Origin of the sequence: Paenibacillus sp. 7516 (assembly GCF_002272715.1) — a bacterium.
In the GTDB taxonomy this organism is placed as follows: domain Bacteria; phylum Bacillota; class Bacilli; order Paenibacillales; family Paenibacillaceae; genus Paenibacillus; species Paenibacillus illinoisensis_A.
Map to the genome: position 1 here is coordinate 439,743 of NZ_NPBI01000012.1, position 14,930 is coordinate 454,672.

At 46.1% G+C, this 14,930-nt stretch carries 15 protein-coding genes; 7 read left to right on the forward strand and 8 right to left on the reverse strand.

The genetic code is table 11. From position 1 onward, the window contains the following. Positions 1-28: 28 nt before the first annotated feature. The 3 genes from CHI14_RS13205 to CHI14_RS30010 form a co-directional block, all read right to left on the reverse strand. Complete coding sequence (locus CHI14_RS13205) at positions 29-208, reverse strand: hypothetical protein (RefSeq protein ID WP_095288895.1); 180 nt, start codon at positions 206-208, stop codon at positions 29-31. A gap of 44 nt (positions 209-252) precedes the next feature. After that, a complete protein-coding gene (locus CHI14_RS13210; RefSeq protein ID WP_095288896.1) occupies positions 253-624 on the reverse strand; it encodes a hypothetical protein in 372 nt (123 codons plus the stop codon). 152 nt (positions 625-776) lie between these two features. Continuing rightward, complete coding sequence (locus CHI14_RS30010) at positions 777-938, reverse strand: hypothetical protein (RefSeq protein WP_164764231.1); 162 nt, start codon at positions 936-938, stop codon at positions 777-779. A 144-nt stretch (positions 939-1,082) separates the two neighbouring features. Here CHI14_RS30010 and CHI14_RS13215 point away from each other — a divergent pair, with 144 nt between their 5' ends. Both CHI14_RS13215 and CHI14_RS13220 read left to right on the forward strand, forming a co-directional pair. Next, positions 1,083-1,364: a hypothetical protein gene (locus CHI14_RS13215; RefSeq protein WP_095288897.1), complete on the forward strand. Its 282-nt coding sequence runs from the start codon at positions 1,083-1,085 to the stop codon at positions 1,362-1,364. Between the two features lie 202 nt (positions 1,365-1,566). After that, the gene (locus CHI14_RS13220; protein ID WP_095288898.1) at positions 1,567-3,468 is read left to right on the forward strand and encodes a sensor histidine kinase; all 1,902 of its coding nucleotides are present in this window, start codon (positions 1,567-1,569) and stop codon (positions 3,466-3,468) included. 81 nt (positions 3,469-3,549) lie between these two features. Here the strand turns inward: CHI14_RS13220 and CHI14_RS13225 are convergent, their stop codons facing one another. Together CHI14_RS13225 and CHI14_RS13230 are read right to left on the reverse strand one after the other, a co-directional pair. Continuing rightward, on the reverse strand, positions 3,550-3,771 hold the full coding sequence (locus CHI14_RS13225; RefSeq protein ID WP_249281096.1) for an NHLP leader peptide family RiPP precursor: 222 nt from the start codon (positions 3,769-3,771) through the stop codon (positions 3,550-3,552). Positions 3,772-3,837: 66 nt separating this feature from the next. Continuing rightward, positions 3,838-4,797, reverse strand: a complete 960-nt coding sequence (locus CHI14_RS13230; protein ID WP_095288900.1) for a hypothetical protein — start codon at positions 4,795-4,797, stop codon at positions 3,838-3,840. A 222-nt stretch (positions 4,798-5,019) separates the two neighbouring features. Here CHI14_RS13230 and CHI14_RS13235 point away from each other — a divergent pair, with 222 nt between their 5' ends. After that, complete coding sequence (locus tag CHI14_RS13235; RefSeq protein ID WP_095288901.1) at positions 5,020-5,751, forward strand: hypothetical protein; 732 nt, start codon at positions 5,020-5,022, stop codon at positions 5,749-5,751. Between the two features lie 121 nt (positions 5,752-5,872). On the opposite strand, the gene CHI14_RS13240 is transcribed toward CHI14_RS13235, so the two are convergent. Next, a complete protein-coding gene (locus CHI14_RS13240) occupies positions 5,873-7,123 on the reverse strand; it encodes an acyltransferase (RefSeq protein WP_095288902.1) in 1,251 nt (416 codons plus the stop codon). A 121-nt stretch (positions 7,124-7,244) separates the two neighbouring features. Next, the gene (locus tag CHI14_RS13245; protein WP_095288903.1) at positions 7,245-8,216 is read right to left on the reverse strand and encodes an LCP family protein; all 972 of its coding nucleotides are present in this window, start codon (positions 8,214-8,216) and stop codon (positions 7,245-7,247) included. A 181-nt stretch (positions 8,217-8,397) separates the two neighbouring features. Between CHI14_RS13245 and CHI14_RS13250 the strand changes: the two genes are divergently transcribed. The 3 genes from CHI14_RS13250 to CHI14_RS13260 all read left to right on the forward strand — a co-directional run bounded on the left by CHI14_RS13250 (position 8,398) and on the right by CHI14_RS13260 (position 12,188). After that, positions 8,398-8,949, forward strand: a complete 552-nt coding sequence (locus tag CHI14_RS13250) for an undecaprenyl-diphosphatase (RefSeq protein WP_170948121.1) — start codon at positions 8,398-8,400, stop codon at positions 8,947-8,949. A 210-nt stretch (positions 8,950-9,159) separates the two neighbouring features. Further along, positions 9,160-10,896 (forward strand): methyl-accepting chemotaxis protein, encoded by a 1,737-nt coding sequence (locus CHI14_RS13255; protein WP_481856407.1) that lies wholly within the window; start codon positions 9,160-9,162, stop codon positions 10,894-10,896. Positions 10,897-11,396: 500 nt separating this feature from the next. Beyond that, positions 11,397-12,188 carry a C40 family peptidase gene (locus CHI14_RS13260; RefSeq protein WP_095288905.1) on the forward strand — a complete coding sequence of 264 codons (792 nt, stop codon included), beginning with the start codon at positions 11,397-11,399 and terminating at the stop codon, positions 12,186-12,188. Between the two features lie 138 nt (positions 12,189-12,326). Here CHI14_RS13260 and CHI14_RS13265 read toward each other — a convergent pair whose 3' ends face one another. Then, entirely contained in the window at positions 12,327-13,235 is a 909-nt protein-coding gene (locus tag CHI14_RS13265) for an ArsR/SmtB family transcription factor (RefSeq protein ID WP_095288906.1), read from the reverse strand. Between the two features lie 177 nt (positions 13,236-13,412). On the opposite strand from CHI14_RS13265, the gene arfA reads away from it, so the two are divergent. Continuing rightward, positions 13,413-14,918, forward strand: coding sequence for an arabinosylfuranosidase ArfA (gene arfA, locus CHI14_RS13270; RefSeq protein ID WP_095288907.1), 1,506 nt, complete (start codon positions 13,413-13,415; stop codon positions 14,916-14,918). Positions 14,919-14,930: the final 12 nt, after the last annotated feature.

Here is a 14,930-nt window from a genome sequence, read left to right on the forward strand (position 1 = left end):
GCCAGATTCATTTCATAGAAAAGGTGTATCATTCTTCAGAGTCGGATTTCTCCTTCGGAATGGCATGCTCAACAGCATCACGCTGATCCTCTTTTTCCAGAGCATCCGGAAATGAATCTTCCGTAAATAGCCCGAAATCAGGATCGATGTCCCGTTCGGTCACCAGATTATCCGGCGTCTCGACATGCTTATGGCGGTCATCTTTCATTATGCTGCACCTCCTTATTCAAAACGCAAGGGAGTTTGCCAATCTTAACCTCGTGGAAGAATGTCGTCCTGCGGTTTGGCATCGGCTCCCGCACCGTTGAGAAGATCAGTACCATGAAGGGCGTCCGGATCAGGAGCAGCCGGGTCAACCGGGCTATTCGGCTGCAGCAGATCGGCATCAGGTACAGATTCCAGTGCAGGCTCTGCCAAACGTGATTCGAGCTCCTCATCCTCTGCTGTCGTTGCATCTACAGGAGGCAGATCCGTCTCATCGGTTTCAATTCGTCTTCCGGACACTTCGTCAAATGTATCCATATCGCCCGCGGGTACTTCCGTTTCGGGCGGAATATCGCGGAACCTCTGATATCGGTCATAATAACGGTCGCTTTCGTCATTACTAATCGGTCTGTCTGTCATAAGTAGCAGCTCCTTTCAGGCATTAAATGTGATTGACTGCATGTATTATTGTGCTGATATTTTCTAAGGTTCTTACCCCGTAGTTACCCAAACCGCAAACGTTGTAATCGTGCACGTCTTAGCATTCCCTGGGCTGCACCGAATATGAATGATTAAAATTTAGGGAATACATATTTGACGAGAAAGTACAGGAAGCCGAAAAAAATGAGTACATAAGCCGCATATTTAATAAAAGTGGAGGCGACCATGCTGGAATCCGATTTTTGCTGGATATCTTTCCGTTCTACTTCTACCGTTTTGTGTGGCTCGTTCATTTAAATCATCTCCTTAATAGGTGAATGGTTGCTTTGAGGAACCATTACACCCATAGAAGCGAATTGAATCGCAGAGCAGCTGGTACAGCTTTCGAGCAAGGCCTATGTTATGATGGAGCATGATAAAATAGGGAGGGATTCCAGTTGGAATGGTTTACACTTGGCAATATGATCACTCGAATCCGAATTGGACAAAAGGCATCTACGCCCGGCTTTTCGCGTACAGTCATTCGCAGACCGGACGGTTTGTTCTGGGTCGGTGGCATATGGGCCGGACAAGTTGTCCAGTTGCGTGATTTTCTTTTTTCGGATATATGGACGATTTATGAGGATGAGGAAACGGAGCAGTGGTTGAAGTTCCGGAATGCCTATGAACGAACGGAACGGGAAATGATTGAGAACCAGTTCGAAGATTTACGCGGGTAAGACAAAGGATAACTGGATTCCCTTGTTATAAAATGGAAATAAATATATAGTTGAACTAAAATGTGATTTTTTTCGTTTGCCATTAGAAGGTGACACGTTCAATCATGGCGAATCATAAATGATAGAGTTAGGGGATATATTCAGCATTTTGTATCTTTGGATGTTGTTAAATGCTCAAAATATGAACTTTGAGGTGCTGTGAATGAAAAATGTGCCCAAAGCTATCATCGTCCTATGGATCAGCCTGTTATTCATCATGTATTGGCCGCAGGGAGTAGGTGCGGCAGGTGTACAGGAAGATAACAGCTCTGTCCCCATTACGACATGGGAAGTAAAATGGGGAAATGAACACGATCAGGGGTTTATCAGCGAAGTGGGAAGACCCGATGAAGTCTGGGAGCGGCAAGGGCTGGAGAAGCCGGATTACACCACGGTGAATCCTTCTACGGAGTCACTATGGACTCGCTTGACCATTCCACAACTGAATGAGGATAATTCTGCCATTCGCTTTGAAAATATTAAAGGTCAACATATTGTGATCTACCTTAAGGATCGCAAGGTGTATGAGAACTATCATTATAACTATGACAACAATGCGGCACTGCTGCCTCTATCCATCGAAAATTCAGGTGAGCAGCTGTATATATGGACTGAAAATACCAACGGCCGCCTCGGAATCTTCGGGACGGTGGAGGTAGGCAGGTATACCAATCTGCAGGAGCGATATATTCATAATGGCTTGTTGGATGTCATCTTAGGGGCAACCTTTCTGTTTACAGCCATGACCATGCTCAGCTGCACATTCTTCTTTGGCAAATTCCATAAGGGATTATGGATCTCGCTATGTGTTGTCATGGGTTCCATCGGAACGATGATCATTACGTATTCACAATTTCTGTATACGTTCTACCAGATTTACGGGGATCTGTATTCCATATTGTTCGATATGGCCATGCTGGCGGGAATGCCTGCACTATGTTATTTTTTCGAACAGATTATTGGGGCGGGGCCTTATGGGATCTTCACGAAGTTAAGAAAATTCCAGCTCGTGTATTCCGGTATTGCAATCATCGCACTGCTGCTGTATTTCATCTCGAGCGGTCAATGGGACGTACTTTATGTATTTCTGGTTCAAAAGGCAATCGGCGTCATTTTGGTGATTCTGCTGACATTACTGATGATTGGCACCATATCCCAGGCACTAAGAAGAAACAAGGAAGCGATACTGCTGGCTGCAGGATACAGTACGTTTGCGCTCATCAGTGTAGCGGAGTTGTTATGGTACTATCAGCGTAACGGCACGTATCATCTCATATGGTGGAAGTGGTCGATGGTTGCTTTTATCATAGCGCTTATTGCCATTCTGGGCAGTCGTTTTGCAGAAAAGCATAGACAGGTCATTGAATACTCCAAGGAACTGGAGCTGTTCAACAATGAATTGCAGCGATCCGAGAAGATGGAGATTATTAGTGAGCTGGCCGCTTCAGTTGCACATGAAGTTCGAAATCCTCTACAGGTGACCAGAGGATTCCTACAGCTGATGACCGAACAGGAAGACAACAAAAACAAGGGGTATGTGCGAATTGCCCTTGAGGAGCTTGACCGGGCATCAGGGATCATTACGGACTTTCTGACGTTTGCCAAACCGGAGTTTGATCATATCGCATTTCTTAATATTGCTGAAGAGTTTGCGCATATTGAAGGGATTCTGGTGCCAATGGCCAATCTGGAAGGCGGTAAAATAACAACGGATATTCCGCCAGATCTCTGGATTCGTGGTAACTCCTCCAAGTTCAAACAGGCCTTTATTAATATTATTAAAAACAGTATCGAAGCTTTGCAAGGTCAAGGCCAGATTGATATATGGGCCTATGCCCAGGATGGAATGATTAAAGTACACGTGAGGGATAACGGGGAAGGCATGGATGAGGAAGCTTTGGTCCGCCTGGGTGAACCCTACTTCTCCAACAAGATCAAGGGAACAGGGCTTGGCATGATGGTAACCTTTCGAATTGTGGAAGCGATGCATGGCGAGATATCTTTTACAAGCACAAAAGGGGTAGGAACGGAAGCTGTCGTATCTTTTGCCGAGTTCGTCAATTGACGGACTTGCAGAAGATAGACAGCTTTTTTGTCCTCTACCCCTTTACCTGTAACGATGGCCCAGAGCCGTTAATTTGGGTGTTTAGGTTCTCCAAGGTCCGCAATTCACGTCATAATTCACTTTGGAGGGATTGGGCGGAATGACAAGAACATAATCATTCTGCTGTTCTTCTACTGTACGGATCTTCACGTTGTCCGGAATATCAATACCGAATGCATCGCGAAGTGCCTGTTTTGGATTGGAATGCAGCTGCTGTCTGAAATGTTCATCGGTCCAGGCCTTTTCAATAATATCCTCATGCATTGTTCTCTCAGATACCATCATCGTTCAACAATCCCTTCTTATTATGGAATATGAACTTTCACAGTTTCATGACTTCCCCTGTGGGTTTAAAGCATGTTCACTGATCCAGTAATGAAACCCGCCTTGATGAAGCATTTTTTTATGCTGCTTGATTGCCTCGACAGCTTGTACAAGTGTTTGACATAAATGCGTATTAAAAGACAAGAGGTGCGGAATACCTGAGTTAGACGATGCCAATGTGTCATGATATCGGTAAGCTATGTCTACATAAGAGTTCATGATTGCCGTGCTGTACATATTATCCCGGATACGCTCGCTTAGCGGCTGTTCAGGATAAGTTAGTTGTAGAGCAGAAGAAATATGAGAAAGGAAACTATTATAATTTCCCTGCGCAGCATCTTGATCCATGTCATTGAAATCATCTGTCATCTGGAGGGTCATGAGTGCGATGTTAACAGCAGAACATACTGCAACAATTCGGTCTTTTTGTTCAAGTAAAAGAAGAGCACCTGCAGCTCCGAGTTGAAGGGGAGCAGCCTTTAGGGCGATCAGAAGCGGGTTTTCTTTGAAGTAATCTAGCGACTTCTCGCCATTAACACTAACAGCCCAGTCCGTTACATATTGTCTGAAATACGTCCAAAACAGGGAAGACGGGCAAAATAAATCCGCGTAGATACGCAAAGCATCCATGTAGTATAAATTACCCAAGGATAACTTCAATGTGCTGTCGTCAGGACGTTCATCCATCACTTCATCCTGATTGAGAAAATACAACATATGAATCAGACAGGCCGTGCTTAACTTGTGTGCAGTCTGTGGGGGGAGTCCGTCTGAAATCTGCATCCAGAGCGGAATAATATAGCCAATATAGCTGTGACCTGAATCGTGTAACAGGGGATGAATTGAGTGAAGTTGTTTCAGTGCATGTTCTGACAGGGATTCAGGATAGTTCTGAACCAGCTGCTCGGCAGCAGCGAACACCACCTCCAAATCGGATCTAAACGGATCAAGCCATTCTCTCCGCATCGTTTGCTTACGCCCTTCCGCAATAAAATAATTAAGGACTATTCGACTAGATCATGGAGTTATACCCAGTATAGCGGATATGAATTGAAAAAAATAGGATCTTTTGTGATGAATTGTGAAATATTTGATGACTTTTTGTATTTTTATGGGATAAAAACGGGTGGATTAGGCTCAAACTAGGTGTAGACCACAGTATTTCGACATACGAAAGGCGGAAGACAAATGAAGCACCCATGGAAAACATGGCTTGTAAGCAGTTTGGCAGCCATGCTCATATTAGCAGTAACGGGAAATGCTGCCTCAGCCAGTGCTGCAGTAAAGCCTGACAGCATCGGAATGACAACTCCGGCAGCTTCCCAGCATGACAAAAAACCTTGTATGCAGGCAAGCCATGGATTATTTATGATTGGTGAAACCGCCGATCTGCTCGGCATTGGACTCCGAGACCTGAAGGAGCAGATGGAGCTAGGCAAGACATTGAGCCAGATTGCCAAGGAGCGCAAAGGTCTAAGCGAAGAGCAGCTGCTGCAGAAGCTTAAACCATCCCTTGTGAAACGTCTGGATCAAGCTGCTGCAGAAGGCTGCTTAACCAAGGAGCAGGTCTCAGCAGCCAAGGCTGGCATGGATGAAAAGTTAAAAAAGGTCATCAATACCCCGCTCAGAGAACTGCGTAGGGAGTTTGCAGGTCATGGGAGAAAACATCCTTCCTTGAACCACAAGGCGATTGCTCAATTTATTGGAATTACACCGGATCAGCTTCATGAGCAGTTAAAAAGTGGCAAGTCTCTTGCTGAAATTGCCAAAGCACATGGGATTAGTGAAACACAGCTCATTGACAAGCTGAAGGAAGAGTTGACGGGAGATCTGCAGCGGCTCGTGAACCGTAAGGGCGGGGCACATCTGATTCCACGGGAGCATGCACCGGGACACCCGGCTTCGACCGAGTCAGATTAATGAATATGCAGGGCGCCTTGTCTTCCTTGGAAGACAGGCGCCCTGTTTCTCGTCAACGTAAGTATATAAGGAGGTTGACTGAGGTTTACTTTTACAAGACTATGTTATGTGATCAGCCCTTCTAGCTTGTTTCGGAAGAACGGCTTGCACTCAGCGTTGTAACAGGTCCGGCTTTAATTCGAGGTTCTACAGTATCCGAACCTTGAACAGACGAATTCCGGCTCCGCTTACGCTGTAAACCAACCGTATAACGGGAACCCGGTAATCGAGATAGTCCATAGCTAATGGCCAGCGCTGTGGCAGTTGTCACCAGAAATGACAGCAAGGTTACCGGCAGATGCCAGCCGTCAAGCTGGAGTGGTCTGGTGAAGTAGGCGATCGCATAGATAACCAGAGCATGCACTAGATATCCGCCGAACGAATAGCGGCCGATCCAGGTGAGCGCGCCCAGAAACTTCGTTGTTTTGCCTCGTAATAGGACAAGGAATCCATATAACATGAACATCTGAGCCATAATAATAATGAACGTTGTCGGCTTCAGGTATGTCGATATATTAAGATTAACAATATCCCCAGACCCTCTGAGCACATCGTAACCCAGCCAGAAATACATGCCAATGAAAAGACTGATCATCCACGGGAGTGCACGAATGGTCCAGTTCCTCCAAGTATCTACAGCCCAAGCGCAAACTGCCCCAAGTAAAAAGTAGAACCAGTACATCATCCAGGAGTAAGAACGATACTCCAGCAATGTCGACCAGGGCTTCGCAAGTGCCGCTGTCCAGCTGGCCATATCGTAATAGGACCACTTCATCAGCAAGCTATACATTCCCGCTGCAAGCAGAACAAGCAATAGAACGGCTTGCATGCGCGTCATTTTGGTGATTTTGGTAAGCTGGCTGTTCACGAATTGAACGCCGAGCCGGAACAATGGAAATAACACATAAAACTGAAAAATCATAATGACAAACCAGAGATGATATCCCGTCTGTGGGATGAAAAGCTCGCGGATCAAGCTGCGTACATCAGGCATGCCTGAAAGCCAAAATGCAGGTGTGAAAATGCGAACAGACAGCCAGTAGATCAGTGTCCAGAGAACAAAGGGGACATAGATATCACCAAATCGTTTTCGTATGAATGGACTGTATTCCGGTTTGACCTGACGATAATGATAAAAAAGCATCACACCGGACAGAAAGACAAAGGTTGGCGTTCCGAACCGGGTGAGATGATAGATCATGGTCAGCATGACGGAATCCGGTTGTTCAATATCTGAACGATAGATATATTCCGCAATATTATGCTGCATGACGATGGCGAGAAATGCGATCCCGCGCAGCTGCGTCCACTCTTCTATACGCGGTTTACCCAAGATGGCCCGCCTCCTTCCAATACACATCATCATTAAAGGGTACTATCTCAACATTAAGAGGAGATTAAATGGTTAAAATAGGATAAAAGAAGGGCGGCCCAAAAGGCCGCCGCTTTTCTAATTATTGTTGCTCTGCCTGAGCATCTTCCTCGAACAGATTTTGAATGAATGTCTGGAGTTTATTTTTGTCCACGCCCAGAACCTGAGCGGAACCTGCAAGCTCGTTGGTTAACAATTTATTAGGTGGAATCTGCTGTTTGTCCACTTCATTAATATTAATGTCAAACCCAAGAGAAGCCAGCTTCAGCATCTGCGTAGGGCTGAGGTCTGTTTCGATATAAGGGGCAACCGCCTCCAGAATCTCCGGAATTTTGAAGAGGGAGGTGGTGCTTTGCAGCTTCTTGGCAAGCTCGGTCATGAAGATTCGCTGCCGTTCGGTGCGCGTGAAGTCCGATGTAGCATCATGGCGAAAACGAACATATTGGAGGGCCGTTTTGCCGTCCATATGCTGAAGTCCTTTTTTGAGATCAATGTCATACATATGTTTGTCAGCTTTGCTGGTGTAGTACATGTCTTTTTCCACATCAATATCAATGCCGCCTACGGCATCAACAAGGGCCATAAAGCCGATGAAGTCTGTGTAAATGTAATGCTGGATTGGAATGCCGAGCAGATCACTTACGGTTTGTTTGGTCAGTTCGGGACCACCATAAGAGAATGATGAATTAAGTCTGCTCTTCCCATGGCCGGGAATATTAACATACGTATCACGCAGAACGGAAAATAGATGCGCTCGCTTGGAAACAGGGTCAATGGAAGCAACCATGATGGAATCGGAGCGTCCTGCATCATCTCCGCGGGAATCGCCGCCAAGCAGTAGTATATTCACCCGCTCTGAACCCTCCCATTTGGGAATTGGTGTCGTTGGTGTACCTGTATTGCCATCTCCATCAGTGGTAGATAAGGAGTCATTACCTGAAGCGGTTGAGATGCTATTGGCAAAATGTACAATGGAATATCCGTAATATACGAGAACACCTGTGACGGCAAGTGCCAGGGTTAGGGTTGTCCCCCATAACCATTTTTTAAGCATAATCTTCACCTTTCTATTGTTGAACTGATATGTAACCCAAACTATTTTAACAAAAAGTAAGAGAAATGTCCCCTTTGATTTCGAATATTCGGTCAGTCGGTACATTGTTTGACAAATAGTTGGTGGATATTATAGTGTAAAAACGAATCACGTTTTATGTCATGGAGGTATGAACGCAATTATGAATCAATCTGTCTTTAACTGGATCAACCAGTTTGCGGACCGGGTCCCGCTTCTGGACTGGTTTATGATCACTGCAGCAGAATATGCCGTGTGGATTATGATTGCCCTTCTGGTTATTGTCTGGTTCCTGGGTAATCCGGCCAAGCAGCGTATTGTCTTTTATGCATGTGTAGCATCTATTGTGGCTCTTGTTCTTGCCAAATGGGGCATTTCTCCAGCCGTTGGTCATCCAAGACCATTTGTGGAAGGGAATGTACATCAGCTGGTGCCGCATGTACCGGATCCATCTTTTCCAAGCAAGCATGCTTCATTTGTCTTTGCCCTTGCTGCCGCTTCGTTTTTCATCGGACGTCGTTTCGGATGGTGGATGCTGCTGCTTGCCGTGCTGACCGGGGTATCGCGTGTATATGTAGGTGTGCATTATCCGGGAGATATTCTTGGCGGATTCATTCTGGGCAGTCTGATCAGTGTCATTCTGATCACGACGCGTAACTATACCAAGTCCATTCCGGATTTCTTTATCCATATCCATCGGAGAGTTTTCCGTTAGAATAGCGTTTATGATGTGGGGACAAGGATTGGGGGATATATACATTGAAGTCTTGAGTTTTGGCTGTGCCAAAGACTTGAGGCTTTTTTGTTTTTAGGAAGTTACATGAAATTGATGAAAATTAAATTTCGAATATCTACAATTCATGTCGATAGATGTCGATATACTATTCATACGTATTGGTTAATGGCCAAGTTGGGAGTGGGGAACATGAAAAGTACGCGGGGAAACGCGTTAGGGAAAATGAGATTGACCATTCGGATGAAATTATTGGCTGGATTTCTGGTAGTAGTGGCACTGCTAGCCTTTGTGACCACTTATGCATTGACGCAGATTCAGGAAATGTCCAATACTTCTGAAGAAATTGATCAGATGTGGATGCCAAGCGTCAGTTTGCTTGGTACGATGAATGGCGATATCTCTGATGTAGAGCGCCTGGCTCTGGCGATCATTGTGGAGACGAATGAAAGTGAAGTTGTAAAGATGAATGAAGCATTACAGCAGCTTCAAACCAAGATAGAGGATGAGCGCAAGCAGCTGATTCAACTTATAGAGGGTAGTGCTGACGCAATCGCGCTTTATGATACGTTTAGCACGAATTATGATGCCTATTTGGCAAAAATGCCAGCATTTATTGAATTTGGCTTGGCTAATAATTTTGAAGAAGCGAGCAGATTGCATACAGAAGCATACCCTTTGTGGTTTACAGCCAACGATTCTCTTGCTCAGTTGATTACAATGGGTAATGAATTATCGGGCCAGGCTACAGCGGATTCACTGGATGAGGCAAACAGAGCATTTATTATCATTTTGGTGGTCACGATTATTGCCTTCCTGATTGCACTCTTTATCGCTTTCTTCATTGCAAGTATCATCTCGAGACCAATTCAGAAGATGAACGATTCGGCAATGCGTATTGCAAACGGTGATTTAACGGGTGAAACGATCACGCTGAAAAACAAGGATGAGCTGGGCACACTGGCTGCTTCCTTCAATACCATGACGGGCAACTTACGTGCAATGATTCAGTCCGTTTCCGTGACTTCCGAGCAGGTTGCTGCTTCTTCGGAAGAACTGCTGGCGAGTGCCGAGCAAAATACGCAAGCATCGGAGCAAATTTCCGCAACTGTGGAACAGCTGGCTGTGGGCACATCTGACCAGGTGAATATAGTGAAACGTTCTTCCCAGGCGATGAGCGAAATGGCCATTGGTTCAGAACAGATTGCAGAGCTTGCTCAGAGTGTATCCGTATCGGCTGTAGATGCAGCGAATCAATCGGCTGAAGGGAATATGATTATCCAGCAGGCTGTGGATCAAATGGGATCGGTACGTACGTCCATTGCTTCACTAACAGAGCTCGTAACAGGTCTTGGAGAACGTTCTGCAGAGATTGGAAGCATTACGGAAGTCATCAACAATATTGCTCGTCAAACCAACCTTCTCGCATTGAATGCTGCGATCGAGGCCGCTCGTGCAGGTGAACACGGACGTGGTTTCGCCGTTGTTGCCGGAGAGGTTCGTAAATTGGCCGAAGAATCATCGGAATCGGCACAGAAAATTACGGACCTGGTACAGCTCATTCAGAATGATACGAACCATGCGGTACAGGCTGTAAAAGTAAACAGCAGTGAAACAGAAGCCGGAATTGAAATGGTAACTGCGGCAGGGCAGGCCTTTGAGCAGATCTCAGAAGCAGTCAACAAGGTCGCTGGTGAAATTCAGGAAGTATCTGCCGGATCGGAAGAAATGTCAGCAAGTACGGATGAAGTGGTTCGATATGTGGATCAAATCTCCAATATTGCGGAGGAAGCATCAGGCGGGGTACACAATGTATCTGCGGCAACCGAAGAACAGCTGGCTTCCATGGAAGAGATTGCATCCTCAGCTGGTTCTCTCTCCAAAATGGCAGAAGAGTTGCAAGAACAGATCAATAAATTCAAAGTATAGAACATTCGAGAGACTGTTACTTCAGGCGCGAGAAGCGTCATAAGTAACAGTCTTTTTTTTGTACTCTGGGCGGGACATGTCTTGTTAAAAGTAAGGCAGAAGAGAGCGATCATTGGAAAGCAATTGGTACTAAATAGGCGAATTGACGCTGCTTCTAATGTTTTTCGCGAGTAGTAATGTTTACCACTTATGGAATATGTGATTTTGGAGGTGGGTCTAATGACCTATCATCTGATTAGGTTAATTGAACGGACTGTAATAGCTGGAAACGAAGTGGTATCAAATAGTTACAATATTTTAACCTTTGGAAATTGCTTAATATTCACGCAGTTATTCATGTTGATGCCGGTTTAACTCCTGATCCTTAGTGCTCAATATGCCTGAGGTGAATACAGGACTTTGGTCTGATGATCACGATGGACAGCCCGTTTACAATGGGGCAAGCCCGGAGAGAACGAAGCCAGGTTAAAATTCTGTAACATCAGGGGGAACACGACATCATGAACTGGAAAAGTAAAATCATTACCGCGAGTCTAACAGCAACGATGCTGATGGGAAGTCTGACGACAGGAGCACTAACGGCACCGGTATCCGCAGCAACGGTCGAAAATGCCAAGCTGAAAGTGATCTGGGGAGTTAACATGCGTACTTCACCATCATCTTCTGCGAGTGTTGTTCGTATGGTGGGCAAAGGGGAAACCATTACCGTACTTCAGAAATCTGGATCCGCATGGTATAAAGTAAAAGATTCAAGCAACCGGACAGGATACATATCCTCTTCATCTAAATACACCAAAGCCGTTAGCGGCAGCACAACGACATCGGGTTCCAGCAGCACTTCTGTAACAGGCAGCGCAGCTGTGGAGAAAGTTATTGCTGCTGGCATGAAATATTGGGGCACGCCTTATGAGTTCGGAGCGAGCAGAAACAGTACGGCTACGTTCGACTGCTCCAGCTTTGTCCGCCAGGCATTTATCGATGCACTCGGAATCAAGCTACCTGCGGATTCACGTCAGCAGGGGACTTATGTAAAAGGTAAAGGTTCCGTTCAAACGGATTGGAAAAAACTCAAGCGTGGGGATTTGATGTTCTTTATGTCGTATAAAGGCACGAAAGCTTCCTCATATGCTGGGGTGAACAAGTCTACGGCAAGAATTACGCATGTCGGAATCTATCTTGGCGACGGAAAAATACTGCACACCTATTCCAATGCTGGTGGCGGAGTAACGACCAGTGACATCTCGGGCAAGCACTGGGAATATCGCTTCCTGTATGGCGGAAGTGCACTGTAAGATCAGTAAAGACTAGTTTCGAGCTCACGTAGAGTAAATGTGTATCGTGAGAACAGAAAATTGGGATACAGCAAAAAAGACCTTCCATCATTGCCGAATAGGCTGATGGAAGGTTTTTTGGTTTTTCTTTTCAAACCTCTAATCCTGGTAGTAGAGACGGAACAGTATATCCTGATTATAGTTGCCGAATCCCTCACCGTATAAGGTAAGACCTCCTACATGCTGGGCATCTTCTTCTACCGACAACCGCAATGTCCATTGATTGCGCTCGACCGGAATATCCGAGAGTGTTACTTCGGAGACGCGCTGCCCATCAATAAACGTACCTTCCTGCGTGATCCGCAGCACTTTCAGCATGCCGTACTGATTGACACTTTCACTCCACCAGTCTGGCGTGAATACGCCGCGGCCATTCCCCGAATCACCTGGGCTAGTCCATTCACCGACCTGTATTCCGTTGAGCATAAAGGTAATATCGGAGGGCCAATTGGGATTGACCGAAGGCGCCTCTGAACCGATCTCCAGCGATAATTCAATCGAGTTGATCTGCTGTCCCGATAAGAGGTAGTTTGGAATTTTGTATTCCACAAATCCGCGGCCGAACCAGAGAATATTGGCGTGCATCCGCTCGGGATCCAGGAAGTACCGCGGGTCATCATATTGCCCAATCACATGATTGACTGTAGCCAGGCCGCAGGTGGGATAAACGTCAAAATGGGTATAGTGCCCGACGGGTACAGCAACCTCATGCACCTTGTTCGACATACCGGTGTCCTGCGGCATGGAGATGCCGATCCAGTCGATCGCAAGGCTGTTCATTTTGTGGGTACCACCGTCCTTGCGGACCATCTTGGATTGAATGATGCCGACATCCTGCAGCTTGCGAACGTGCATCGTTACGATGGCACTGCTTAATCCAAGTGAGGCGGCGATATCTTTTACGTTCATCGGGTTCTCGGCAACAAGTCGTATAATCTGCAAGCGCACTTCACTGGCAAGTGCTTCGTATAAGGGCAGCCATTCGGTATCCGTATTTGCTCTAATCATGGGGTTCCTCCATTATTGAATATAGAATTAAGTTAAACATAAATCCATCAAAAAGAATAACATTTTTAAAAATTCAGGTTGAAATTAGGGCTATAATCGATTTTAATATAAATATGAACGTTGATCCATAGATTATCAATTAATTTTTATATTAATCTTAAGGAGCTGAACTTCACGATGGTAAAAGCAAAAATGACGGTAGACAAGGATTTCACGATTGGTGCAGTCGATAAACGTTTATACGGTTCATTCATTGAGCATCTCGGACGCGCCGTATATGGCGGTATTTATGAGCCGGGGCATTCTTCAGCGAACGAAGCGGGATTCCGTACGGATGTGCTGGAGATGGTCAAGGAGCTGCAGGTGCCGATTGTACGCTATCCTGGGGGAAACTTTGTATCCGGTTACAATTGGGAAGACTCCGTAGGTCCCGTGGCAGAACGTAAACGCAGACTTGAGCTCGCTTGGAGAACCATTGAAACTAATGAATTCGGTTTCAACGAGTTCGTGGATTGGTCCAAACTTGCAAATTCCGAAGTCATGATGGCCGTCAATTTGGGGACACGGGGCGTAGATGCAGCCCGGAACATCGTGGAGTACAGCAACCATCCGGAAGGTTCATATTATAGTGATCTGCGAATCAAGCATGGTTACAAGGAGCCGCATGCGGTCAAAACCTGGTGCTTGGGTAACGAGATGGACGGCCCATGGCAGATCGGTCACAAAACGGCAGAAGAATATGGACGGGTTGCGCTTGAAGCAGCGAAAGTCATGAAATGGACTGATCCAACCATTGAGCTGGTTGCCTGCGGAAGTTCGTCACTGGGCATGCCAACGTTCCCGGAATGGGAAGCAACTGTGCTGGATCATACCTATGATCATGTGGAATACTTGTCACTCCATCAGTATTATGGCAACGCGGATGATGATACGCCTACGTTCCTGGCGCGTTCGCTGGAGATGGATCGGTTTATTGAGACCGTCATGGCAACCTGTGATTACATCAAGGCGAAGAAGCGCAGCAAGAAAACGATGTATCTGTCTTTCGATGAGTGGAACGTGTGGTACCATTCCAATGAAAGTGACAGGAAGCTGGATCCGTGGCAGATTGCACCTCCGCAGCTGGAGGATGTATACAACCATGAAGATGCGCTGCTTGTGGGCTGTATGCTGATTAGCATGCTTAAGCATGCGGATCGCGTGAAGATGGCCTGCCTCGCACAATTGGTCAACGTTATCGCGCCGATCATGACGGACACAGGTGGCGCTGCCTGGAGACAGACCATTTTCTATCCGTTTATGCACGCTTCCGTCTTTGGACGTGGAACAGCACTTGTGCCACTGATTCAATCAGCGAAATACGATACGAAGCAAATTACGGATGTGCCGTACCTGGAAGGGATTGCGGTACATAATGAAGAGCAGGGTGAAGTAACTGTATTTGCCGTGAACCGTCATTTGGAGGATTCTCTCCAGCTTGAAGTCGATCTGCGCAGCTTCGGACAATGCAGCCTGCTGGAGCATATCGTACTGGAAAGTGATGACCTCAAAGCCGTGAATACGGCTGCACAGCCGAATCGGGTGGCGCCACATAACCGCGGCGGGGCAGAAGTGTCAGGCACACTGGTTACTGCGAGTCTGGCGAAGGCTTCCTGGAACGTGATTCGTTTGAAAATTCAATAAAAATAAGTGTAA

What these genes read in the sequence shown, in the direction of transcription:
- CHI14_RS13205 (WP_095288895.1), bottom strand. Translation starts at nt 208, where the DNA reads ATGAAAGATGACCGCCATAAGCATGTCGAGACGCCGGATAATCTGGTG.
- CHI14_RS13210 (WP_095288896.1), bottom strand. Translation starts at nt 624, where the DNA reads ATGACAGACAGACCGATTAGTAATGACGAAAGCGACCGTTATTATGAC.
- CHI14_RS30010 (WP_164764231.1), bottom strand. Translation starts at nt 938, where the DNA reads ATGAACGAGCCACACAAAACGGTAGAAGTAGAACGGAAAGATATCCAG.
- CHI14_RS13220 (WP_095288898.1), top strand. Translation starts at nt 1,567, where the DNA reads ATGAAAAATGTGCCCAAAGCTATCATCGTCCTATGGATCAGCCTGTTA.
- CHI14_RS13225 (WP_249281096.1), bottom strand. Translation starts at nt 3,771, where the DNA reads ATGCATGAGGATATTATTGAAAAGGCCTGGACCGATGAACATTTCAGA.
- CHI14_RS13230 (WP_095288900.1), bottom strand. Translation starts at nt 4,797, where the DNA reads ATGCGGAGAGAATGGCTTGATCCGTTTAGATCCGATTTGGAGGTGGTG.
- CHI14_RS13235 (WP_095288901.1), top strand. Translation starts at nt 5,020, where the DNA reads ATGAAGCACCCATGGAAAACATGGCTTGTAAGCAGTTTGGCAGCCATG.
- CHI14_RS13245 (WP_095288903.1), bottom strand. Translation starts at nt 8,216, where the DNA reads ATGCTTAAAAAATGGTTATGGGGGACAACCCTAACCCTGGCACTTGCC.
- CHI14_RS13250 (WP_170948121.1), top strand. Translation starts at nt 8,398, where the DNA reads ATGAATCAATCTGTCTTTAACTGGATCAACCAGTTTGCGGACCGGGTC.
- CHI14_RS13255 (WP_481856407.1), top strand. Translation starts at nt 9,160, where the DNA reads ATGAAAAGTACGCGGGGAAACGCGTTAGGGAAAATGAGATTGACCATT.
- CHI14_RS13260 (WP_095288905.1), top strand. Translation starts at nt 11,397, where the DNA reads ATGAACTGGAAAAGTAAAATCATTACCGCGAGTCTAACAGCAACGATG.
- CHI14_RS13265 (WP_095288906.1), bottom strand. Translation starts at nt 13,235, where the DNA reads ATGATTAGAGCAAATACGGATACCGAATGGCTGCCCTTATACGAAGCA.
- arfA (WP_095288907.1), top strand. Translation starts at nt 13,413, where the DNA reads ATGGTAAAAGCAAAAATGACGGTAGACAAGGATTTCACGATTGGTGCA.